This window comes from Nocardiopsis sp. KDC1DS13DA1, from assembly GCF_055632325.1.
Genome location: NZ_JBVMUY010000002.1, coordinates 73,850 through 95,744, shown reverse-complemented (window position 1 = coordinate 95,744; position 21,895 = coordinate 73,850). Strand labels below are relative to the sequence as shown.

Here is a 21,895-nt window from a genome sequence, read left to right as displayed (position 1 = left end):
CGGCCCTCGTCGGCCGCGCCTACTCCCCGGTCAGGTTGTCCCTGAGGAACTCGACCTGGAGCAGCATCAGGTTCTCCGCCACCACCGGGTCCGACGGCATGTGCGTCACCCCCGACAGCGGCAGCACCGTGTGCTTGCGCCCCGCCGCGAGCAGCGCCGACGACATCCGCTGCGTGTGCGCGAACACCACGTTGTCGTCCGACAGACCGTGGATCATCATCAGCGGCCGCTCCAGCTTCGCCGCGTCCGTCAGCAGCGAGCTGCCCTCGTAGGCCTCCGGCTGGTCCTGCGGCGTACCCAGGTACCGCTCGGTGTAGTGCGTGTCGTACAGCTCCCAGTCGATGACCGGGGCGCCCGCGATCGCCGCGTGGAACACGTCCGGCCTGCGCAGCACCGCCAGCGCCGCCAGGTACCCGCCGAACGACCACCCCTGGATCCCCACCCGCGAGGTGTCCAGGAAGGGGTACCTCTCCGCCGCGTCCCGCAACGCCGCCACCTGGTCCTCCAGGACCGGTGTGGCCAGGTCGAGGTGGATCGCCTGTTCCCACTCCACCCCGACGCCGGGGGTGCCCCGACCGTCCGCGATCAGGACCGCGAAGCCCTGCTCCGCGTACCACTGCGCGGTCAGGAACGCACCCCGCGCGTTGAGCACCCGCTGCGCGTGCGGGCCGCCGTACGGCGCCATGAGCACGGGGAGCGGACGCAGGTCCTCCCGGTACCAGGACGGCAGCACGAGCGCGGTCGGGATCTCCCGCTCACCGGCCCGCCACGTCCGCACCCGCAGCTGCTCCGGCAGGTCGGGGGTCTGCGCGAAGCTCTCGATCTCGGTCCGCTCCCGCTGCGTCTCCGAGGTGGCGTTGCGGAACACCAGGGTGTGCACGCCCGGGAAGTCCATCGACCGGTGCTGCACCACGAGCGTGTCGCCGCGCAGCCGACCCGACCGCACCCCGCTGTGCGCCTCCGCGTCGGAGGCGGTCGAGCACCCGTGCCCGGGCACCTCCACCGGCGCGGCCAGACCCGTCGGCAGGTCCACCAGCCACAGGGACACGTTCCCGGGGCGCCCGACCGGGGACCCCGAGTACAGGATCCGGTCCCCGTCCACGTCGACCACCGACCGCACGTACACGTCGGGCGGGCTGACCGGCTGGCCGCCGACGTACACCCGCCGCTCGCCGTGCTCCGGGTCGCGCGCCACCCACACCAGGTCACCGGAGGCGGTGTGGTCGGGCACCCCCGACACGATCTCCAGCCACACGTCGTCGGTGTCGGTGCGCACGTCCGCGACCAGGCCGGTCATCGGGTCGGCGCTGAACAGCGTCATCGTGCGCTGGTCGCGGCTCTGCCCGGTGAACACCACCGTCGGCGTGCCGTCGGGGCCCGTCGTCCAGCCCGCGCGTACCAGGTACGGCAGCGCCGCGCGGTCCCACTCGATCCACACGGGCGCGCCCGGGCCCTCCTCCCGGTGCCGGCCCGCCGTCCCGACGGTCAGCACCGCCAGCCGCACCTCCGGGTTGGCCGTCCCGGCCGCCGGATAGCGCAGGGCGGTCGGCTCCTGCTCCGGGCTGGCGGGGTCGTCCACGTACCAGCGGGCGACGTCGGCCTCGTCGACCCGCGTGGCCAGGATCGCCCCGCCGTCGGGGGCCCACCAGAAGCCGCGGTACCGGCTCATCTCCTCGGCCGCGACGAAGTCGGCCAGACCCCACGTCACGTGCTCGCCGTCGGGCTCGGCCAGGACGCGGTCCCCGTGGTCCTCCTCGGCGGCGGCGACGTCGATCACGCGCAGCGCCCCGCCGCTCACGTAGGCGACGCGGTCGCCGCGCGGGCTGATCCGGGGGTCCACGACCGGACGCGTCGCGGGGAGTTCGCGCGGTGTGTTGTCGTCACCCACCAGATCCACGTAGAAGAGCCGCCCCGAGAGGGTGAACACGGCGCGGGTGAACGCGTCGTCCACCGAGTAGGAGACGATGCCGCCGCCGCTCTCCCGCAGCCGCTCGCGGCGGGCGCGCTCCTCCGGGGGGAGGTTCTCGTCGTCGGCGCCGAGCGCCCGGGGGTCCGCGGCCACCCAGGCCGTACCCTCCTCGGTCTCGTGCACCCACAGGCAGGTGGCGGTGTCCACACCGTCCCGTCCCCTGAGGAAGGCGACACGCCGCCCGTCCGGGGAGATCTCGAACGCGTACGGGACACCGATGGTGAAGCGATGGGTTCGGGCCAGTTGGCGAGGAAAGCTCATAGGGCGATTGTGGACCATCACCGGGGCGCCGCGTCGCGCTGGCCGCGGTGAGCCCCGACCCGGGTTCCGGGCCCGGGACGCGGGACCCGGGTTCCGGGTTCGCCGGGGCGGAGGAGGGGCGGCTCGCCCGGTATCGTTCGCTACGTGATGGACAGGCGACTGATGATGGTGCACGCGCACCCCGACGACGAGAGCATCGTCACCGGAGCGACGCTGGCGAAGTACGCGGCCGAGGGAGCGGAGGTCACCCTCGTGACCTGCACCCTGGGCGAGGAGGGGGAGGTCGTCCCCGACGACCTCGCGCACCTGACCGCCGACCGCGACGACACGCTGGGCGAGTACCGCGTCGGTGAACTCGACAAGGCCTGCGTCGCGCTGGGCGTGCGCGACCACCGGTTCCTCGGCGGTCCCGGCCGTTACCGCGACTCGGGCATGGTCGGTGGTCCTGCCAACGACCACCCCCGTGCCTTCTGGGGGGCCGACGTCGAGGAGGCCGCGACCCTTCTCGCGGAGATGATCCGCGAGACACGACCGCAGGTGGTGGTCAGCTACGACGAGAACGGGGGCTACGGCCACCCCGACCACATCCAGGCGCACCGGGTCACACGCCGGGCCTGCGTCAAGGCGGGGGAACGCACCATGCCGGGCACCCCCTGGCGGGTCCGCAAGCTCTACGCGATCGCCCAACCCGTGTCGCGGATCGAGGCGTCCATCTCCCGCCTGGCCGAGGAGTCCGGTTCCTTCACACCGCCCTCCCGGGTGTCCGACATCGCCCTGGGCACGCCCGACGCCGCGGTCACCACGCGGATCGACGCCACCGACCACTGGGCGGCCAAGACGCTCGCGATGCGCGCGCACGCCACCCAGATCACCGTGGAGGGTGAACGCTTCGCGCTGTCGAACGACATCGCTCAGGAGATCGACGCGGTGGAGCACTTCACCCTGCTCATGGGGCCGACGACGCGGACCGTCGGCGGCGGGTTCGAGACCGACCTCTTCGCGGGCCTGTGAGCGGCGCCAGCGGATCCGGTGGGACCGGCCGCGTATCCTCCACTGACATGACCACGCCGGAGACCGACACGGGGGCAGCGCGGTTCCGCGGCACCTCGGTTCTGGTGTACCTCGGGACGCTCGCCGTGGTGGCGCCGCTGGGCGCGGTGGTCGGACTCGTGTCGTCCCTGTGCGCGGGATGGCTGACCCGCTACTGGGAGGCGGGACAGCCGGTACCGACGATCGCGGTGGCCGCGCTCCTGGTCTACGCGGCACTGCTGTACGCGGGCTGCCGACTCCTGGCGTGGGGGAGCGGGACGCCGGACGCCGCGATGGCCTTCACGATCGGGTTCGTGCTCTCCCTGTTCGTCGTGATCGGCTACACGCCCGGCGGCGACATCGTGCTCACCGGCCACATGATCCACAACGGTTACCAGCTCGGATCGATGCTGGCGCTGGCCGCCGCCGTGGTGGTCAGCTCGGTCCGGAACGCGCGCGGCCGCGGCCCCGTACGGGCCGACGGCCGCCGCTGACGCTCCGGGGACGTCAGGACCAGAACTGCAACAGCACCTGGCCCAGGAACACCGTGCCCGGGTACACCGGGTTCGGCAGGACCAGGTCGTAGAACCAGTAGAAGGCGTTGACGAAGGCGTCGTTGACGCCCGGTGCCCACAGCAGCGCGAAGACCGCGATCGAGAAGTACAGCGCGTTGACGCGCAGGAAACCGGTGGCCCTGTCCGACAGCGCGGGCGTGAGCAGCTCGAACCCGTCCAGGCCGGGGACCGGCAGCAGGTTGACCACGGCCGCCGACAGGTTCGCGAACGACAGGAAGGCCATCGAGGCGATCGCCCAGTTGGTGGTGTCGTTGCCCGGGGGGACGAGGAGCGACACGGTGACCGTCAGCGCCGCCGCCAGCACGAGACTGGCCAGCGGACCGGCGAGTACCACCGCGGCGCGGCGCGCGACCGGGATCCGGTCCCACTTCACGTAGGTGGGCGGGCCGGTCAGCCCCACACCGCTGAGGCACAGGTAGACCACGGGCAGGATCAGGCCGCCGAAGGTCTCCCGGAAGGCGAAGGGGTTGAGCCTGAGGTAGCCGCTGCCGCGCAGGGAGCGGTCACCGGCCAGGTAGGCGGCGAGGGCGTGCCCGAACTCGTGCACGGCCGCCGAGACGATCCACCCGAGGACGATGAGCAGGGGCGGGACCAGGGGTGTGACGCTCGTCTCCTCGGCCGCCCAGTCCAGTTCGGCCGCGGTCCACGACAGCCAGCCCGCGAAACCGATGAGGCCCAGCAGCAGCACGAACACCGGGCTGGGCAGGAAGTCCGACCAGCCTCCGGACGCGCCGACCTTGGACGGTGCGGTGCCGATGGGGCCCGTGTTCGCGGCGCCCTCGTCCTCGGCCCGCCCGCCCTCGGTGTCCTCGCTCAGGCCGGGGACGTTGAGCGCGTCCTGGGGCATCCGCTCCCACGGGTCCGCACCACGCGCCCCCTCGGCGCCTGGGGCCGTGTCCGGTCCGGGCCCGTCGGTCGTGTCCGCGCTCTGCGGCGTCTCGGGCGTGGGCATGGTGCTCCTGCTGATCGCGGGTGGTTCGCGGTCCAGACTAGGCCCTCCCCTCGCCCACCATCGCCCAGGGTCGCCTCGCGAACGGGTGGGGGCCGCCACCCTCGGCGGACGCCTGCGGCGCTGGCCTAAGCGAAGCGGAGGACCAGGGCGAACACCGCCTAGACCACCGCGCGCGGCGCCACCGCGGACTTGTGCAGGCACGCGATCGCGAACGACCGCCCCGGCACGGTCAGCTCCCGGTGGCCGTCGCCGTCGTCCTCCGTGAGCAGCCCCAGGGTCTCCAGCAGCCAACCGACCGCCATCACCAGCGCGCGCACCTGGTCCGAAGCGGTCTCCGCGGTCCTGCGGTGCGCCGCCGCGTGCCGTCCCGCGGACACCGGGACCTCCGTCGGCACCCACCCCGACTCCGTCAGCGCCCGTTCCGCCGCCGCCACGTCCGACTCCCCGCGCCGGGCGTGCGAACCGGTGCCCTGCGGTGACCGCGCCAACAGGACGCCCAACAGCGTCTCCGCGGCCGCCTGCTCGATCCCGCCGGTACGGCACAGGGTCTCGGTGACGGCCCACCACAGCGCCTCGGGGTCCTCGCGCAGCTGCCGGCCACGCCGCGTCAGCACCAGCCGCCGACCCGACCTGCGTACCGCCCGCATCCCGCGCAGCACCTGGTGCAGGGCGATCAACTGGGTGGCGTCGGTCTCGCTGCGCGGCGGGTCCGGCGAGGTCCGCCACCCGAAGTCCGCGCACATCTGCCGGACCACGCCGGGGGTGATGTACCCGATCTGGGTGAGCGCGATCCCGTCCGACGCCAGGTCCAGCAGCCTCCGCAGCGGCGCCATGGCCGTGTCCACGGCGCGCGGCACGTCCGCCCCGGCGATGATCTGACCGACCAGCGGCCACATACGCTGCCTGTGCGGATGCACGGGCGATCCGATCCACGCGCGCACCCGCTCCTCCCGGATCCGGTCCAGGTGGCTCAGCCCCCGCCGGTCGGGCTGGGTGAGGAAGGACCGCGCGAACCGCTCCTGTGCCGTCCGCCATCCGTGTTTGCCCGGGCGCACGTCACCGACCGAGATCGCCAGCTCCAGCGCGGCGGCGGTCTCGTGGCGCGCCCGGATCTCGGCGTCGCCGACCGCGCCGCCCCAGGTCAGTTCGGGCAGGTCCGGTGGTTCCACGCCCGACTCCCACATGAGCCGTTCGTACATGGACACCCCGGCGTCGTGGTCGTCGTCGTGGACGGACAGCAGCGTGACCGTCTCCGGCGCCGAGCACACCTGGGCGTAGCGGTGGAGTTCGAGCAGGGAGAAGAGTGTGCCGAGGGAGCGGGCCGTGAACACCCGGTCGTCCGTGGACCGGGGGAACCGGGCGGGGAGCTCGAACCAGCAGAACCGCTGGACGGAGTACTGGGTGAGCTGTTGGATGCCGTGGTCGGGGGACAGGGTGTCCAACGCCTGGCGCGCGGCCCCGGCCGCCCGCTCGTCCCGTCCGGCCAGTTCCGCGAGGGCGGACGCGACTGCTTCGCGCATGATGGGCGCTCACCACCTCCCGCCGTGCCGGGCGCCCGCTCAGCGTGGGGTGACGCCGGGGCGCGGTGCTCTCCTGTGTCCCGCGCGGAGCTGGCTCGTGCTCACGGCGGGACTCTGCCGTCTCCTACCCCGGACGGGGAGAAGAATGCCTGTGTTCAGGCATGATCTGGCATCCCCGGGTTCCGTCCGAGGATGCCGAGGGTCGTTCGGTTCCGTCGTGGAACCGGAAGCGGGTGCGGCCGTCAGGGCGCCTGTGGGGGACGCCCGTCGCGTCGTCGCGGGGGCACGGGGGGAACGACACGGCTGGCGGCGATGTCGGATTCGGCGACCTCGACCCCCGAGCCGTCGCGGCGGCGCAGGGTCAGCACACCGTCCGTCCAGGACTCCACGACACCGACGATATCGGTGAAACCCCGGTCGGGGAGGTGGATTCGGACGGACACCCGTTTTCCTACGTCCTCACGGGTGATCCGGTGCACCAGACGACCCCTCAGATGCATCGAACGCCACCCCCGATTGTGCGCTGGGTATTCTCCGACGCCATACTAGGAGAACGACATCTGTGCCAACAGCTTGCGGAGCCCGGGAACCGGGGGAGTCGGCGCCCGCACGCCGGCCCCCCACCCGGACTCCGAAGGTCCCCGCCTCCCTCCGTGGAGTGCGGGGGTGAGATCAAGGAGTTCGACGTGACCTACGTCATCGCGCAGCCCTGTGTCGATGTGCTGGACAAGGCGTGCATTGACGAGTGCCCTGTGGACTGCATCTACGAGGGCGAGCGCATGCTCTACATCCACCCGGACGAGTGCGTCGACTGTGGTGCGTGCGAGCCCGTCTGCCCCGTCGAGGCCATCTACTACGAGGATGACCTGCCCGACCAGTGGCAGGACTTCTACAAGGCCAACGTCGACTTCTTCGACGAGATCGGCTCGCCGGGCGGTGCCTCCAAGGTGGGCAAGATCGAGCGGGACCACCCGCTCGTCGCCAAGCTCCCGCCGCAGGCCTAGCAGGCCCGGACAACCGACCCGCACCGGTCGGTCAGACGCACCCCCTTGGCGCAGAGGGTGCTGTCCCCGCGCGGACAGCCGAACGTGAGTGTCGCGCCGACCCCCGGCCGGGGGTCGGCGCGACACTTGTTCCAGCCCTGACTCCCGACCCCTCCCGATCCTGATGGAGAACGCACCGATGGCCGAACGGCGACGCGTGACGGACCGGCTCCCGACCTTCCCCTGGGACAGGCTCGCCCCGTACAAGCGCACGGCCGCGGCCACCCCCGACGGCATCGTCGACCTCTCCGTCGGAACCCCCGTCGACCCGGTGCCGCCGAACCTGCGCCAGGCCCTGGCCGACGCCGCCGACTCACCCGGCTACCCGATGACCTGGGGAACCCCCGAGCTGCGCGCGTCGGTCTCCGGGTGGCTGGCGCGCCGCCACGGCGTCCGGGTCGGGGAGAACGCCGTCCTGCCGACGATCGGCTCCAAGGAACTCGTCGCCTGGCTGCCCACCCTGCTCGGCCTGGGTGAGGGAGACACGGTCGTCCACCCCGAACTGGCCTACCCCACCTACGACGTCGGCGCCCGCATGGCGGGTGCCACCCCGGTCGCCTCGGACGGCCTGACCGCGCTCGGACCGGCGCGGGTCGGGCTCGTGTGGGTGAACTCGCCGAGCAACCCCACCGGCCGCGTACTCGACATCCCCCACCTGCGCAAGGTCGTCCAGTGGGCGCGTGAGCGGGGGGCGGTCGTCGCCTCCGACGAGTGCTACCTGGACCTCGGCTGGGAGGACAGGGAACCGGTCTCGATCCTGCACCCGGACGTGTGCGACGGTTCGCACGAGAACCTGCTCGCCGTGCACTCGCTGTCCAAGCGCTCCAACCTGGCGGGCTACCGCGCCGCGTTCGTCGCAGGCGACCCGGCCCTGGTCGGGGAGCTGCTCGCGGTGCGCAAGCACGCGGGCATGATCGTCCCCGCTCCGGTGCAGGCCGCGATGCGGGCCGCGCTGGACGACGACGGCCACGCCGCCGAGCAGAAGGAGCGCTACCGCGCGCGCCGCAGCCGCCTGCGCGCCGCCTTCGAGGGCGCGGGCTGGCGGATCGAGCACTCCGACGCCGGTCTGTACCTGTGGGCGAGCCACCCCGAACACGACGCCTGGGGCGCCGTGGCCGCCCTCGCCGAACACGGCATCCTGGTGGCCCCCGGAGACTTCTACGGCACGGCGGGCGCCCGGCACGTCCGGGTGGCGTTCACCGCGACCGACGAGCGGGTCGACGCGGCGGTCAGGCGCCTGGCGTCCTAGCCGCGCAGCGGACACGGTGAACGCGGCCGTCCCGCCCCCGGGGAGTACGCTCCCCGGGCTTGGGTCGGGGCCGCTGCGGCCTCACCCGAGGACGACGCGTCCCTCGGTGTCGGTGCCGTCGCCGAGGGTCGTCCACGCCTCGGCGCCGTCGAGCCCGTCGGACGCGCGCCAACGCTGGTCGCCGTAGGTCACCGTGGTGATTCCGTACTCCTGCGCGTGGGCGACCGCCCAGAGCGTCATCGCCCATCCCAGGTCACCCGTGCTCGGGTCCTCCGCCACGGGAAGTTCCGCCGGGTCGGTGCCGAACACGCGGGCCATCTCCGCCTTCGCGCCCGTGACGTCGGCCTCCGAGGCCAGCGAGGCCTCCATGGTGTCGGCGTCGTACCAACAGGTCATCGCCGGCCCCAGGGCGCCGGTGAACGCCTCGGCCATGTCCGCCGACAGCGTCTCGTGCTGGTCGTAGGCGTAGCCGTCGGCGCTGCGCTGCACGGCCTGGGCCGCCTCGAACACGGGCAGCTCCTCCCAGCCGCCGATGTCGGCCAACGCGTCGTAGAACGCGCCGCTGGCGTACACCGGGTCGAGGATCTGCTCCGGGTCGCCCCACTCCTGCGACGGCCGCTGCTGGAACAGGCCCACCGAGTCGCGGTCGCCGAACTCCAGGTTGTAGAAGGTGGACTCCTGCCACACCGTCGCGTACGCCACAGTGACGGCCTCGTCGGGCAGGTCGCGGCTGAACGCCACCCCGCCGACCGTGGCGGCGTTCACCGCCTGCTCGGGTTCCAGGTCGTACTCGCCCTCGGCCAGGTCCAGGCGGCAGGCGGGTTCCGGTGCCTCCTCCACGGGGTCCAGCGGCTCGACCGTGGTCAGCACGTAGTAGCCCCCGGCGACGAGGGCGCCACACACGAGGAACAGGGCCAGGAGGATCTTGACGAACGCGGAGATTTTCCGACGCTTACTGGGCACGGGCGAACCATCGGGTCGGTGACGGGTGGAGCGCGTCGCACGTGACGGGGGGCCGTTCGTGCGGCGCGTGGGGCGCGTCGCGCGCCTCGGCCGAAGTGTAGTCGTCGGTACGGGCCCGCACGCAGCGTCACGCAGGGAACGGGTCGGGGCCTCAGCGGTGTACCCCCGCGCAACCGCTAACGTGGGTACACATGACCAGCTCGTACACAAGCCCGCTGCCGGACCGGATCGACGAACTCTGGGAGCGGCGCTCCGAACTCACCCCCGGCCACACCGACGCGCGCGAGACCATCATCGGCGCGATCGACCAGATCGACGAGGGCAAGGCGCGCGTCGCCTTCGTCGACCCCAGCACCGACGAGGTCGTGGTCGACGAGCGCGCCAAGCGCTCCATCCTGCTCGGCTTCAAGGTCCTGGACATGAAGGAGTCGCACGTCGGCGACTTCTACCACCACGACCGCATGCCGCTGAAGACCCGTTTCGACGGCGTCCGCGTCGTCGCGGGCGCGATCGCCCGCTGGGGCTCCTACCTGGCCCCGGGCGTCGTGCTCATGCCGTCCTTCACCAACATCGGCGCCCACGTCGGCTCCGGCACCATGGTGGACACGTGGGCGACCGTGGGCTCCTGCGCCCAGGTCGGCGAGAACGTCCACCTGTCCGGCGGCGTCGGCGTCGGCGGTGTCCTGGAGCCGCCGCAGGCCTCCCCGGTCATCATCGAGGACGACGCCTTCCTCGGCTCCCGCAGCATGGTCGTCGAGGGCGCGCGGGTGCGTACCGGCGCCAAGCTCGGCGCGGGCACCATCCTCACCTCCTCCACGCGCGTCTTCGACGCCGAGACCGGTGAGGAGCTGCCGCGCGGCGAGGCCCCGGCCTGGTCGGTCTGCGTGACCGCCAACCGCGTCAAGAGCTTCCCCGGCGGCGACTTCGGCATGCCCGTCCTGCTGGTGCTCAAGCGACTGGAGAAGGGCCAGGAGCACGACAAGCTCGCCCTGAACGACCTGCTCCGCGAGCACGGCGTCAACGCCTGACGCGGGCGCAGCCCCGTGGAGCGCCCTTCCGGCAGGTTCGGAGGGCGCTCCGCGCTTTCGGGCGTGCGCCGCGGAACACGCCCTAGGCTTGACGGCGCGTACGCGTCCGGGAACGCGGTGCGGCGCGAGCGACGGACGACGAACCGAACGGGGCGAGACGATGCTGGACCTGACCTCCGACGCGGCGGACCTGACCGCCGCCCTCGTGGACATCCGCTCCGAGAGCGGCGACGAGCGGACCCTGGCGGACGCGGTCGAGCGGGCCCTGTCCGCCCTGCCGCACCTCAAGGTCGCCCGCGACGGTGACGCGATCGTCGCCCGCACCGACCTGGGCCGCCCGCGCAGGGTCGTGATCGCCGGTCACATCGACACCGTTCCCATCGTCGACAACGTCCCCTCGCACGTGGACGGCGGCCGCCTGTACGGCTGCGGCACCTCCGACATGAAGGCCGGGGTCGCGGTCCAGCTCAAGCTCGCCGCTCTGGTCACCGAGCCGGTGCACGACGTCACGTACGTGTTCTACGACAACGAGGAGGTCGACGCCTCCCGCAACGGCCTCCGGCGTCTGGCGCTGCACCACCCCCAGTGGCTGGCGGGCGACTTCGCCATCCTCATGGAGCCGACGGACGGCGTCATCGAGGGCGGCTGCCAGGGCACGATGCGCGTGCGGGTCGTGACCCGGGGCAGGCGCGCGCACAGCGCCCGCTCCTGGATGGGCGAGAACGCGATCCACGGGGCCGGGGCGGTCCTCGACGTCCTGCGCGCCTACACCCCGCGTGAGCCGGAGGTCGAGGGCCTGCGCTTCCACGAGGGCCTCAACGCGGTGGCCGTCGAGGGCGGTGTCGCGGGCAACGTCATCCCCGACGAGTGCGCGGTCACGGTCAACTACCGCTTCGCTCCCGACCTGTCGGTCGCGGACGCCGAGGCGCACCTGCGCGAGGTGTTCGACGGCTTCGAGGTCACGGTGACCGACGCCGCCGCCCCGGCGCGTCCCGGGCTCGACGACCCGTCCGCGGCCGCCTTCGTCACCGCGGTGGGGGAGGGGCGGGCGCGCGCCAAGCTCGGGTGGACCGACGTGTCGCGCTTCTCCGAACTGGGCGTCCCCGCCGTGAACTACGGCCCCGGCGACCCGCTGCTGGCCCACACCAGGGACGAGTACGCCGAGATCGCGAAAATCCGCGAGGCCGAGGAGCGGATGGTGGCCTGGCTCGGCGGATCGCGCTGACGGAGGGTCACCGGGGGCGGGCGGTGGCCACCGCCCGCCCCCGGTGACCAGGGTTTTCCGGGTGGCCGGATGGTGAATCGGCCGTTTTCGGCCACCCCGGGTACACGCGCGGTTCAGGCGCGGTCCGCCCCCGCTCGGATAGCTTTACGAGCATGACGGAAGAGGAACACATTCGGCACGCGGGTCCGCTGACGTACCGGGGGCGGGCCATTCCCCAGACCACCACCGACCAGCGCCTGCTGGACCAGCGGGGGCCGACGGACTGGGTCCACACCGACCCCTGGCGGGTGCTGCGCATCCAGTCGGAGTTCGTCGAGGGGTTCGGTCTGCTGTCCGAGCTGCCGTCGGCGGTGAGCGTGTTCGGGTCGGCCCGGGTGAAGGCGGACAGCGACCACTACGCGCTGGGTGTGCAGGTCGGCGCAAGGCTGGCGGAGGCCGGGTACGCCACGATCACCGGTGGCGGTCCGGGGATGATGGAGGCCGCCAACAAGGGCGCCCAGGAGGCGGGCGGCATGTCCGTCGGGCTGGGGATCGAGCTGCCGTTCGAGCAGTCCCTCAACCCGTACATCGACGTGGGGATGACCTTCCGGTACTTCTTCGTCCGCAAGACGATGTTCGTGAAGTACGCGCAGGCCTTCGTGGTGCTCCCCGGCGGTTTCGGAACGCTGGACGAGCTGTTCGAGGCGGTCACCCTCGTCCAGACCAACAAGGTGACGCGGTTCCCCGTGGTCCTGGTCGGTTCGCAGTTCTGGGGCGGCCTGCACGAGTGGGTCGAGTCCCGGCTGCTGGAGAACGGCCTGATCAGCCCGGCGGACACGGAGCTGTTCCAGTTGACCGACGACCCCGACGAGATCGTCGACATCATCCGCAAGGCGCACCTGGACATCGCCCAGCGCAACGGTGAGATCCCGCCGGGTGTCGGCTGAGCGGACCCTGTCCACGGGTGGTGGCGGGCGACGGTGGGGTGCTGCGCCGTCGGGCGTCGGTTGAGGGTGGGCCCGTGCTTCTCCGCGCAGCGGCTGCCCACGGGTGGTGGCGGGCGACGGGTGGGCGTGGGAGCATCTAACCGTGCCTGTCTTCATCATGATCCTGGTCGGTGCCGCGGCCCTGGCCGTGCTCGTCGGAGTCGTCTACGTCGTGCTCGGCAAGGGTGGGCAGCTCGCCCGTTTCGAGGCCGACTACCCCCCGTTGGACCTGCCCGCGGACCGTCCGGTCGGGTCGGCCGACCTCGGTCGGCTCCTGCTGCCCCTGTCGATGTGGGGCTACCACGTCCGGGCCGTCGACGAACTCCTCGCCCGTCTCACCGCCACACTGCGCGAGCGTGAGGCGCGGATCGAGGAACTGGAGTGGCGGCTCTCCCGGCTCGACGCCCCGTACGTCCCCGAGGGGCACGGGCCCGACGGCGCCCGGCGCCTGCCCGGTGACGCCTACGCTCCGGAGAGGGCAGACGGGCCGGCCGCGCCGGGGAGTGCGGTCGAGGGAACGGCCCACACGTCGGCGGAGAGCGCCTCCACCGCCTCCGGCCAGGGCTGACACCGCTCGCCCGCGGTCCGGCGGCGCCCCCGCGCCACCACGTCCGGAGCGCCGTGTATGTCGTGTGTCACAGCACACGTCCCGTCGTCGGCCGCCGCGTCGGTTTCCTGTGCCCTATTCTCGTTCGCTGTACACACGTACCCCCCGTTCCACCGGAGCGGGAGGAGCTTCGGTCAGGATGGCGAGGATGGACACAGCAGCCGATCTCGATCCGGGGTCCGAGGGCGGGAGCAACGGTTCTCCCAGCCCCGTCCGCCAGATGTCCCTGTGGCAACCCCCCCGATCGACCCGCAGCACCCTCAGGCGCCGCCGCCGGGTCACCGTCGTGTCCGGCGTGGTGCTGGCGGCCCTCGTGCTCGCCGGTGGCATCGCCGCCGCGTTGACCCTCGTGGGGGACGACGAACCCGAGGTCGCGGGGGAGACCGCGCACCTGGAGCGGTTCGTCGGGTCCTGGGCGGGCGAGATGACCCAGGTCGACACCGAGGGCCAGCACGTCGCCGACTGGCACGCCGAGGTCCGCATCGATGAGGGCGCCGAGCGCGGAGGTACCGCCTGGACGACCTTCGCCTGCTCGGGGACGCTCCAGCTGTCCGCGCGCGACGAGGACCGAGTCGTGTACGCCTACACCGAGGTCGCCGACCCCGAGGAGCGCTGCGTCGACGAGGCGGAGCTGACCCTGTGGCCGAACGGTGACGAACGGGGCCTGATGGCCGAGTGGTCGTCCGTCACGGACGAGGGGACCCGGATGACCTCCACCGGAGCCATGGACTGACCCGTTCCGGAGGAAATCCCCGGTCAGCGGCGTGATCCCGGAATGGCCGGATGCCCTGTTTCGACCGGCCGCGCCGGGGCAGGAGACCGGTCGGCCCCTCACGCTCTCATCGGAATTCGGTCAGTACCGATATAACCTTTACTGACCAACGATTTCTCGCAGGTGGACGCCCGCGCGCACGCGCGGCCGTCGCCTGGCGCACACACGGGGGCCAACCTCCGAGATAATGGTCGAAGAGTGGTTCACGTCCCTGACCTCACGCGGGCGCGAGTCACACGGACCCGGCCCACGGTTCCGGAACCGAACCGCCCGTCGGATCGGCGCCGGTGCCGTGGGTCGGCCCCGGCCACCTGCGAGGAACATCTAGAAAGGGGAATGGCATGGCGGCGATGAAGCCGAGGACCAGCGACGGGCCGATGGAGGTCACCAAGGAGGGTCGCGGCATCATCATGCGAGTCCCCCTGGAGGGCGGCGGACGCCTGGTCGTCGAACTGACACCGGACGAGGCGGTCGAGCTCCGGGACGCGCTCAAGGGAGTCGTCGGTTAGCCACGACGTTCCGTGCCCGTGACCCCCACCCCCGGGCCGGACGCCCCTGACGACCCCCGAGGTTGTACACCTCCCAACTGAGTGAACGATTGTGAGCGGCCCGTGCCCTTCGCCACGCAGATCCAGTCCCGACCGGGAAGCCTCGCCGAATCCACCGCGGACCTGCTGGTCCTGCCCGTGTTCGCGGACGACGGTCCCACGACGGCCGAAGGGGTGGCCGAGAGCGGGCTGGGCGGGAACCTTCCCGCTCCGCTCACCGACCTGTTCACGCACTACTCGCTCACCGGGAAGCCCGGCGAGCTCGTCCAGTTCCCGGTGTCCCGGGACGAGGGCCTGGCGCGGCTGGCGCTTCTGGGGGTGGGGTCGGGATCGCCCGACGACCTCCGGAAGGCCGGAGCGGCCCTGTCCCGGGCGTCCAGGGGCCGGAGCCGCGTGGCCCTGGCCTGGCCGGGCGCGGACACCGAGGCGGCGACCGCCTTCGCCGAGGGCGCTCTGCTCGCCTCGTACACGTTCAGCATGAAGACGGGTGAGACGCCCGAGGACAGGCGCCCGGCCGAGGCCATCGACGTGGTCGGCGACGGCGCCGGGGAACTCGCGGACGCCCTGCGCCGCGGTGCCGACCTCGCCGGGGCCACCGCCCTGGCCCGCGACCTCATCAACACCCCCTCCCTGGCCAAGGACCCGGAGTGGATGGCCGCCCGGGCCCGCGAGGTCGCCGCGCAGAAGGGCCTCCAGGTGCGGGTCTGGGACGAGGAGGCCCTCACCGACGGGGGCTTCGGCGCCATCCTGGGCGTCGGCCAGGGCTCCTCCCGGCCGCCGCGCCTGGTCCAGCTCTCCTACACACCGGAGAACCCGACCGAGCACGTGGTGCTGGTCGGCAAGGGCATCACCTTCGACACCGGCGGTCTGTCGCTGAAGCCCAACGACAACATGATGCTCATGAAGACCGACATGAGCGGTTCGGCGATCGTGCTCGCCGTGCTGTCGGCACTGGCCTCGGTCGGCGCGTCGGTCCGGGTCACCGGCCTGCTGCCCCTGGCGGAGAACTCCTTCTCCGGAAGCGCCACCCGGGTCGGCGACGTGCTGACCACCTACTCGGGCAGGACCGTGGAGGTCCTCAACACCGACGCCGAGGGCCGTCTGGTCCTGGCCGACGCCATCGGATACGCGGTCTCCGAGCTCGACCCCGACCTCCTGGTGGACGTGGCGACGCTGACCGGCGCGGCCAAGGTCGCGCTCGGCACCGGCACGGGCGCCCTCTACAGCGACGACGACACCGTCGCCGCCGAGCTGGAGCGCGCGGGCCGGGACTCGGGTGAGCCGCTGTGGCGCATGCCGCTCACCGACGCCTACACCGAGACCACGGAGTCCCGGGTGGCCGACCTCGCCAACATCGGCACCCGGGGCAGGGACTTCGGCCCGGCGGGCGCGACCGAGGCGGCCCTGTTCCTCCGGGAGTTCACCGGCGACGTGCCCTGGGCCCATCTGGACATCGCCGGTCCCGGCCGCTCGATGCAGGAGAACGGCATCCTCAGCAAGGGCGGAACCGCGTTCTCCACGCGCACCCTCCTGCGCTGGCTCGCCTCCCGCTAGCGCCTGTGCGCCGCGCCCGGCTCCCGGGGGCGGACGGGTGAGGCGGGGGGCGGCCGGTCACCGGATCCTCGGCCGGGGTGCCGTCCACACCGGACGCCTCGTGCGGCACCTTTGGCACGCACACCCCGGCCGGAGGCCCGGCAGCCGCCACGCGGCCCTCGCGCACCGCGACCACCGTGTCCGCCCGGCAGGCGGACAGGTCCGGCGTGTGCAGGGCCGCGGCCACGGTCGTCCCCGTCCCCGCCGCCAGATCCAGGACCGGGCCGCGGACGGCCGACGGTCGGGCTCAGGGCCGGATGGCGGCCAGCAACCCCTCGCCCACCGGCATCAGCAGCGGCACCAGACCCTCGTCCTCCCGTACGCGCTGGACCAGTTCGCGGATGACGGTCTCGGCGGGGTCGGGCACGCGCAGCGGTCCGTCCGGTTCGGCGGACACGGTCAGGGATCCGTTGAACACCACCACGCCGCCCGGGCGCAGCAGCCGCCGTGCCTCGTCCAGGTAGCGGAGGTAGCCCTCCCGGTCGGCGTCCACGAAGACGAGGTCGTACCCGCCGTCGGTGAGCCGCGGCAGCACCTCCATGGCCTGCCCCCGGATGAGCCGGGCCCGCCCGGTGCCGAACCCCTCCGCGGAGAACACCGTGCGGGCGTGGGTCTGGTACCCGGCGTCGGTGTCCACGGTCGTGAGGATCGCGTCCGGTGCCATGCCCCGCAGGAGCCACACTCCGGACACACCGCACCCGGTGCCGACCTCGACGGCCGACCGGGCACCGATGGCGGCGGCCAGGAAGCGCAGCGCCGCCCCCGTCATCGGATCCACCGGTGGGGCCGACGACCGCTCCGCCACCGTGTAGGCGTCGGCCAGGGGCCCGTCTCCCACGGCGTCCCCGGCGAACCGGTTCTGCTCGGTGCGGACCCAGGTGATCCGGGCCGCGCTCTGATCCGTGCTCGTGATGACGGCCTCCCGCTGCGGTGGTCACGTTGTGGTCGGGTTTCCTGAACAGCGATGTGTCACACACCGTGGTGTGTTGTTCGCGATCGGGTCACGTCCCTGGCGCAAGATTAGCCTGATCCGGCGTGAACTCCGAGCGTGGCGGTGGGAACTTAACGGGCGTCTCCCGGCGTTGAATCGGGAGGAACGCACGTTGACCGCCACGAACCACCTCCCCCGACCGGGCCTCGTGCGTCGCGTCGAAGGGACGAAGGGAGCAGCGGTGCCAGAGACCGGCCCAGCCGTGGAATTCGAGGCATGGGAACCCCCGAGCTGGGAAGAGGTCGTCCGGGTCCACTCACCCCGGGTGTACCGGCTCGCCTACCGGCTCACCGGTAACAAGCACGACGCGGAGGACCTCACCCAGGAGGTCTTCATCCGGGTGTTCCGCTCCCTGGCCAACTACACCCCCGGCACCTTCGAGGGTTGGCTGCACCGCATCACCACGAACCTCTTCCTCGACATGGCGCGCCGCAAGGCGCGCATCCGCTTCGAGGGCCTGGCCGACAACGCCGACGAGCGTCTGGAGGGGCGGGAGCCCTCGCCCGCCCAGCGCTACGACGACCGGCACTTCGACGCCGACGTCCAGGGCGCCCTGGACGCCCTGCCCGCCGAGTTCCGCGCCCCCGTCGTCCTGTGTGACATCGAGGGCCTCTCCTACGAGGAGATCGCCGCGACGCTCGACGTCAAGCTCGGAACCGTCCGCAGCCGCATCCACCGGGGCCGCGCCCAGCTGCGCCGCGCCCTGGAACACCGGCGGGCCCTGGCCGCCGAGACGGAGGCGCGGGGCGCACACGTGACCAACGGGGAGGCGGAGTGAGCATGGACCATCTCGGAGAGCGCCTCTCCGCGCTCGTCGACGGCGAGCTCGGCCAGAGCGAGCACGAGCGCGCCCTGATCCACCTCGCCAAGTGCGAGTCGTGCCGGTTCGAGGCCGACATGATGCGCAGGCTCAAGCGGCGCCTGACCGGCCTCGGCGAACCCGAGCCGGACCACGACTTCCTGGGCCGTCTGACCAGCCTGTCCCGGGACACGGGAGTCTCCCCGGGCGGTCGGGGCCGTCCGGGCCCGCCGCCCGGCGGAGCCGGATTCGGTCAGAGCCCTCCCCTGGGGGCCTCACGTCCGATCGGCGGCCGTCGCCTGGGCGACCACCCCCTCGGTGGGCCGTTCGCCGCGGAGTCGGTCGACCCCGGCCCCGTGGCGGCCGACCCCGGGCCGGTGGCCGCCCCACCCTCCGGGACGCGGACGGCCGACGAGCCGGAGGCGGAGACCGGGGCCGCGCGTCGTCGCGGGGCCGAGCGTCTCGCCCACCTGTTCGCGCCCATCCCGGGCGGCCGTTACACCTTCGCCGGGGTCGCGGTGGCGACGGCCCTGCTCGGTTCGGCCTTCGTCGCCGGAGGGGACGACGACCAGACCCCGGTCATCGAACCCCGGCTCGCCGACTACGCGGTCGAACACGCGGTGACCAGCCGGAACATCCCGGTGGTCGGTCCCTCGGCCACGGAGCCGCAGGTGGAGGCGCCCGAGTCCGTGGGGACTCTGGGCGGCCAGTCCCAGACCATCGGGGAGCCGGACCCGGCCGACCGGACCAACACCACCCGGTGAGCGCGGAGGAGCCCTCCTCCCGTCCGTCCTCCGCTCCGGCGGCCCTGCTGGCCCTGGTGGTGCTGTGCGCCCTGTGCCTGACCGCCGCCGCGCACCCCGCGTCCTCCGGGGTGCCCGCCGAGGGAGCCGACGACGGGATGCCGGTGCTGCGGCGCGCCGCGGAGACCGAGGACGAACTCGCCTACACCGCGGTGCGCACGGTGTCCGGGGCCGCTCCCGGGATCCATGCCAACGGTGAGGACGACGAGAACACGGCGTGGGAGATCCGTCTGCGCGTGGTGAGCCGTCCGGGGGAGGGGATCGCGCTCGCGCCCCTCCACGACCGCGAGGGCGCCTTCGTGGTGTCCGACTCCTCGGCGCTGGAGTCACTCGACGACCGGTTGCTCCGGATGCTGGAGGACACCTACCGCGTCACCGACGAGGGGCCCGCCGAACTGGACGGGCGTCCGGTCAGGCTGGTCGAGGCCGACCGCTCGGACGGCTCCGTCGCGGGCCGGTTCTGGGTGGACGACGAGACAGGGGTCCTCCTCGGCCGCACCGTCCACACGGAGTCCGGCGAGGTCGCCCTCAGCTCGCGGCTGACCGGTGTACGTGTCGGCGAGGGCGACTGGCCGGAGGGTGCCGTCGGGGGAGAGCCCTGGGGCGACGCCCTGACCGTCCCCGAACGCGACGGGCTCCGAGAACGCGGATGGTGTCTTCCCGAATACCTCACGTGGAACCTGCGGCTGGTGGACGCCAGGTCGACCTACCTGGGGGAGCAGCGTGTCGTACACGCCATCTATTCGGATGGTCTGTCCCAGGTGTCCGTCTTCACTCAGCGTGGGAAGCTGGGAACGGAACATCCCTCCACACTTCGTGACGGATACGCCGGAACCGGGGCGGGGGGAAGTGACGTCACAACACAACATGACACGATCTTCGGCGGTGACGTCGGTCAGTACCAGAGCGTGTGGCAGTCCGACGGGTTCGTCTTCACGGTCCTCGCGGACGCACCCGCGGGGCTGGCCTCCTCCGCGGTGACCGCGCTGCCGGGGCCCGAGGGCTCCGGGTTCTGGGCCAGAGTGCAGCGTGGTCTGTCCAGGTGGGGGGTTCCCTGACGCCCATCCGGACGCGCCGCGCGCCGACCCCGACCAACAGACGTACGGAGCAGGTCTTGAGCGAGGACTACGGCGGCTCTGCGCGGGGGGCGGAGCCGGACGCGGCCGCCCCGTCGAGCCGTGGCACAACCCCCGAGCCGGGCGGGCGCGGTGTCGTGTCCGTCCCGGGCCAGGAACCTGCGGAACTCCCCCGGTGGCCGGTTCCGGCCACTCCGTCCCCGCCCCCCGGTGGGTCACCGGCCCCCTCCCACACCGACCCCACGCACCAGGGGAAGGGCGCTCTCGTCGGCGCCTTCCCGCCGACGGGCGCCTCCACCACGGCCGTCGGCTCCCGACAGGCGGCCGGTTCCCCCGGCCGCGGCAACGCCTTCCCCCAGCACTCGCCCCCCGGCAGCGGAGATCCCATGAACCCCACCCCGACCCCCGGCCCGGGCGACCAGTCCGGGACCACGCCGAACCCGTCCCCCCCACCGAACCAGCACGACCCGGGTGCGGCGCACCCGTACGGTCAGCCCCCACCGGTCCGGACGGCCCAGGTGGGCCAGCACCAGGTGGCACAGGCCCAGCAGCAGGCGCCGCAGGTCCCGGCGGGGGCGCACGGTCCCCAGGGAGGGCAGGCACAGCCGAACCAGCCGCCGCAGTTCACCCCCGCCTCCCAGCAGAACCAGCAGCCCCAGGCGCAGCAGTTCCACACCCAGCCGGTCCCGGCCCCGCAGGGCCCGGCTGGCGTCCGGGTGCCACCGCAGGCGGGGCCCGGACGGAGCAGGCGCGGCGTGCCCGTGTGGATGGCGCTGACCGGGATGCTCGTCGTCGCCCTCATCGCCGGCGGCGCGGGCGGGGTCGCGGGCGCACTGGTCAACCCGGGGGCCGGGCAGGAGGCCGCGCCCGAGGACCAGGGGCCGGTCATGAACGAGCCGCCGCCCGAGGCGCCCCAGCGCGACCCCGACACCATCGCGGGCGTCGCCCAGCGCGTGAGCCCCAGCGTCGTGTACATCGGCAGCGCCGACCCCAGTGTGCCCGGAGGCGGATCGGGCTTCGTCATCGAGGGGAACTACGTGGTCACCAACGACCACGTGTCCTCGGTGCTGGAGGAGGACGGCATCGAGATCGAGTACAGCGACGGCAGCCTGTCCGAGGCGAGCATCGTCGGCGCCGACCCCAGCTCCGACCTCGCGGTGCTGTCCCTGGCGGATCCGATCGACGTCGAGCCGCTGGAGTTCGGTGACTCGGAGGAGGTCATCGTGGGCGACGAGGTCATCGCGATCGGCGCGCCCCTGGGCCTGGCGGGCACCGTCACCCAGGGCATCATCAGCGCCACGGACCGGCCGGTGAGCCCCGAGGGGGAGAACGCCAGCCGGTTCTACGCGCTCCAGACCGACGCCGCGATCAACCCCGGCAACTCCGGGGGGCCGCTGGTCGACCTGGAGGGGCGGGTGATCGGGGTCAACTCGATGATCGTCACCATGGGCGGCTCCATGGGCGAGGGCTCCGGCAACATCGGCCTCGGTTTCGCGATCCCGTCCTCCGAGGCGCAGAGCGTGGTCGAGCGGCTCATCGGGAACGGGTCCGCCGCCTACGCCGACATCGGGGTGGAGCTCGACCTCCAGAGCCCCCGGGCGGGGGCGGTCATCGCGGACGGCTCCGACGCCGTGGAACGCGGCGGTCCGGCCGACGAGGCGGGCCTGGCCGCGGGCGACGTGATCACGTCCTTCGACGGCCGCAGGGTCAACTCCGGTCAGGAGCTGCTCGCGATGCTGCGGGACCGCTCGCCGGGTGACGAGATCGAGGTCGGGTACGTGCGCGACGGCGCGGAGGAGACGACCACCGTCGTGCTCGGCTCCTCCAACGACTGACGGACGCCCGCGGGAGGGCGGAGACGGCGCAGGCCCCGGAACGCGGTTCCGGGGCCTGCGCCGCGTCGTCCACTCCCACGGAGCGTCGCCGT

Annotated in this window: 21 protein-coding genes; 15 read left to right on the top strand and 6 right to left on the bottom strand. The window is 72.7% G+C overall.

Annotation, left to right across the window (positions count from 1 at the left end):
• Positions 1-19 precede the first annotated feature (19 nt).
• The gene (locus ACTVAJ_RS00840) at positions 20-2,230 is read right to left on the bottom strand and encodes a S9 family peptidase (RefSeq protein ID WP_470386042.1); all 2,211 of its coding nucleotides are present in this window, start codon (positions 2,228-2,230) and stop codon (positions 20-22) included.
• Positions 2,231-2,374: 144 nt separating this feature from the next.
• Between ACTVAJ_RS00840 and mshB the strand changes: the two genes are divergently transcribed.
• Together mshB and ACTVAJ_RS00830 are read left to right on the top strand one after the other, a co-directional pair.
• Entirely contained in the window at positions 2,375-3,241 is an 867-nt protein-coding gene (gene mshB / locus ACTVAJ_RS00835; RefSeq protein ID WP_470386041.1) for an N-acetyl-1-D-myo-inositol-2-amino-2-deoxy-alpha-D-glucopyranoside deacetylase, read from the top strand.
• A 47-nt stretch (positions 3,242-3,288) separates the two neighbouring features.
• Positions 3,289-3,753 (top strand): hypothetical protein, encoded by a 465-nt coding sequence (locus ACTVAJ_RS00830; RefSeq protein ID WP_470386040.1) that lies wholly within the window; start codon positions 3,289-3,291, stop codon positions 3,751-3,753.
• A gap of 13 nt (positions 3,754-3,766) precedes the next feature.
• Here ACTVAJ_RS00830 and ACTVAJ_RS00825 read toward each other — a convergent pair whose 3' ends face one another.
• From ACTVAJ_RS00825 to ACTVAJ_RS00815, 3 genes are all read right to left on the bottom strand, one after another.
• A complete protein-coding gene (locus ACTVAJ_RS00825) occupies positions 3,767-4,786 on the bottom strand; it encodes a site-2 protease family protein (RefSeq protein ID WP_470386039.1) in 1,020 nt (339 codons plus the stop codon).
• A 158-nt stretch (positions 4,787-4,944) separates the two neighbouring features.
• Positions 4,945-6,306: a hypothetical protein gene (locus tag ACTVAJ_RS00820; protein ID WP_470386038.1), complete on the bottom strand. Its 1,362-nt coding sequence runs from the start codon at positions 6,304-6,306 to the stop codon at positions 4,945-4,947.
• A gap of 242 nt (positions 6,307-6,548) precedes the next feature.
• Entirely contained in the window at positions 6,549-6,806 is a 258-nt protein-coding gene (locus tag ACTVAJ_RS00815) for a putative acetyltransferase (RefSeq protein ID WP_470386037.1), read from the bottom strand.
• Between the two features lie 186 nt (positions 6,807-6,992).
• Between ACTVAJ_RS00815 and fdxA the strand changes: the two genes are divergently transcribed.
• Both fdxA and dapC read left to right on the top strand, forming a co-directional pair.
• Positions 6,993-7,310 (top strand): ferredoxin, encoded by a 318-nt coding sequence (gene fdxA / locus ACTVAJ_RS00810; RefSeq protein WP_017596988.1) that lies wholly within the window; start codon positions 6,993-6,995, stop codon positions 7,308-7,310.
• 178 nt (positions 7,311-7,488) lie between these two features.
• The gene (dapC, locus tag ACTVAJ_RS00805; protein ID WP_470386036.1) at positions 7,489-8,598 is read left to right on the top strand and encodes a succinyldiaminopimelate transaminase; all 1,110 of its coding nucleotides are present in this window, start codon (positions 7,489-7,491) and stop codon (positions 8,596-8,598) included.
• An 81-nt stretch (positions 8,599-8,679) separates the two neighbouring features.
• Here the strand turns inward: dapC and ACTVAJ_RS00800 are convergent, their stop codons facing one another.
• On the bottom strand, positions 8,680-9,561 hold the full coding sequence (locus ACTVAJ_RS00800; RefSeq protein WP_470386035.1) for a hypothetical protein: 882 nt from the start codon (positions 9,559-9,561) through the stop codon (positions 8,680-8,682).
• A gap of 191 nt (positions 9,562-9,752) precedes the next feature.
• Between ACTVAJ_RS00800 and ACTVAJ_RS00795 the strand changes: the two genes are divergently transcribed.
• The 7 genes from ACTVAJ_RS00795 (at position 9,753) to ACTVAJ_RS00765 (ending at position 16,260) form a co-directional block, all read left to right on the top strand.
• Positions 9,753-10,589 carry a 2,3,4,5-tetrahydropyridine-2,6-dicarboxylate N-succinyltransferase gene (locus ACTVAJ_RS00795; protein ID WP_470386034.1) on the top strand — a complete coding sequence of 279 codons (837 nt, stop codon included), beginning with the start codon at positions 9,753-9,755 and terminating at the stop codon, positions 10,587-10,589.
• Between the two features lie 160 nt (positions 10,590-10,749).
• A complete protein-coding gene (gene dapE / locus ACTVAJ_RS00790; protein ID WP_470386033.1) occupies positions 10,750-11,814 on the top strand; it encodes a succinyl-diaminopimelate desuccinylase in 1,065 nt (354 codons plus the stop codon).
• Between the two features lie 152 nt (positions 11,815-11,966).
• On the top strand, positions 11,967-12,740 hold the full coding sequence (locus ACTVAJ_RS00785) for an LOG family protein (RefSeq protein WP_470386032.1): 774 nt from the start codon (positions 11,967-11,969) through the stop codon (positions 12,738-12,740).
• 142 nt (positions 12,741-12,882) lie between these two features.
• A complete protein-coding gene (locus tag ACTVAJ_RS00780) occupies positions 12,883-13,347 on the top strand; it encodes a hypothetical protein (RefSeq protein ID WP_470386031.1) in 465 nt (154 codons plus the stop codon).
• 187 nt (positions 13,348-13,534) lie between these two features.
• Positions 13,535-14,119, top strand: coding sequence for a hypothetical protein (locus ACTVAJ_RS00775; protein ID WP_470386030.1), 585 nt, complete (start codon positions 13,535-13,537; stop codon positions 14,117-14,119).
• A gap of 380 nt (positions 14,120-14,499) precedes the next feature.
• Positions 14,500-14,667: a DUF3117 domain-containing protein gene (locus ACTVAJ_RS00770; protein WP_017596980.1), complete on the top strand. Its 168-nt coding sequence runs from the start codon at positions 14,500-14,502 to the stop codon at positions 14,665-14,667.
• Positions 14,668-14,769: 102 nt separating this feature from the next.
• Positions 14,770-16,260 carry a leucyl aminopeptidase gene (locus ACTVAJ_RS00765; protein WP_470386029.1) on the top strand — a complete coding sequence of 497 codons (1,491 nt, stop codon included), beginning with the start codon at positions 14,770-14,772 and terminating at the stop codon, positions 16,258-16,260.
• Positions 16,261-16,546: 286 nt separating this feature from the next.
• Here the strand turns inward: ACTVAJ_RS00765 and ACTVAJ_RS00760 are convergent, their stop codons facing one another.
• Positions 16,547-17,137, bottom strand: a complete 591-nt coding sequence (locus ACTVAJ_RS00760; RefSeq protein WP_470386028.1) for an O-methyltransferase — start codon at positions 17,135-17,137, stop codon at positions 16,547-16,549.
• Positions 17,138-17,492: 355 nt separating this feature from the next.
• Between ACTVAJ_RS00760 and sigE the strand changes: the two genes are divergently transcribed.
• The 4 genes from sigE to ACTVAJ_RS00740 all read left to right on the top strand — a co-directional run bounded on the left by sigE (position 17,493) and on the right by ACTVAJ_RS00740 (position 21,803).
• Positions 17,493-18,068, top strand: coding sequence for an RNA polymerase sigma factor SigE (gene sigE, locus ACTVAJ_RS00755; protein ID WP_470386077.1), 576 nt, complete (start codon positions 17,493-17,495; stop codon positions 18,066-18,068).
• Between the two features lie 2 nt (positions 18,069-18,070).
• A complete protein-coding gene (locus ACTVAJ_RS00750) occupies positions 18,071-18,853 on the top strand; it encodes a zf-HC2 domain-containing protein (RefSeq protein WP_470386027.1) in 783 nt (260 codons plus the stop codon).
• A complete protein-coding gene (locus tag ACTVAJ_RS00745) occupies positions 18,850-19,950 on the top strand; it encodes a transcriptional regulator (protein WP_470386026.1) in 1,101 nt (366 codons plus the stop codon). Before ACTVAJ_RS00750 ends, ACTVAJ_RS00745 begins: the two co-directional genes overlap by 4 nt.
• A 404-nt stretch (positions 19,951-20,354) precedes the next feature.
• Positions 20,355-21,803, top strand: a complete 1,449-nt coding sequence (locus ACTVAJ_RS00740) for a S1C family serine protease (protein ID WP_470386025.1) — start codon at positions 20,355-20,357, stop codon at positions 21,801-21,803.
• Positions 21,804-21,895: the final 92 nt, after the last annotated feature.

Bases quoted from the DNA above. Each gene is read 5' to 3' on its own strand.
- ACTVAJ_RS00840 (WP_470386042.1), bottom strand. From the start codon at position 2,230: ATGAGCTTTCCTCGCCAACTGGCCCGAACCCATCGCTTCACCATCGGT.
- ACTVAJ_RS00830 (WP_470386040.1), top strand. From the start codon at position 3,289: ATGACCACGCCGGAGACCGACACGGGGGCAGCGCGGTTCCGCGGCACC.
- ACTVAJ_RS00825 (WP_470386039.1), bottom strand. From the start codon at position 4,786: ATGCCCACGCCCGAGACGCCGCAGAGCGCGGACACGACCGACGGGCCC.
- ACTVAJ_RS00820 (WP_470386038.1), bottom strand. From the start codon at position 6,306: ATGCGCGAAGCAGTCGCGTCCGCCCTCGCGGAACTGGCCGGACGGGAC.
- ACTVAJ_RS00815 (WP_470386037.1), bottom strand. From the start codon at position 6,806: ATGCATCTGAGGGGTCGTCTGGTGCACCGGATCACCCGTGAGGACGTA.
- dapC (WP_470386036.1), top strand. From the start codon at position 7,489: ATGGCCGAACGGCGACGCGTGACGGACCGGCTCCCGACCTTCCCCTGG.
- ACTVAJ_RS00795 (WP_470386034.1), top strand. From the start codon at position 9,753: ATGACCAGCTCGTACACAAGCCCGCTGCCGGACCGGATCGACGAACTC.
- dapE (WP_470386033.1), top strand. From the start codon at position 10,750: ATGCTGGACCTGACCTCCGACGCGGCGGACCTGACCGCCGCCCTCGTG.
- ACTVAJ_RS00785 (WP_470386032.1), top strand. From the start codon at position 11,967: ATGACGGAAGAGGAACACATTCGGCACGCGGGTCCGCTGACGTACCGG.
- ACTVAJ_RS00775 (WP_470386030.1), top strand. From the start codon at position 13,535: ATGGACACAGCAGCCGATCTCGATCCGGGGTCCGAGGGCGGGAGCAAC.
- ACTVAJ_RS00770 (WP_017596980.1), top strand. From the start codon at position 14,500: ATGGCGGCGATGAAGCCGAGGACCAGCGACGGGCCGATGGAGGTCACC.
- ACTVAJ_RS00750 (WP_470386027.1), top strand. From the start codon at position 18,071: ATGGACCATCTCGGAGAGCGCCTCTCCGCGCTCGTCGACGGCGAGCTC.
- ACTVAJ_RS00740 (WP_470386025.1), top strand. From the start codon at position 20,355: ATGAACCCCACCCCGACCCCCGGCCCGGGCGACCAGTCCGGGACCACG.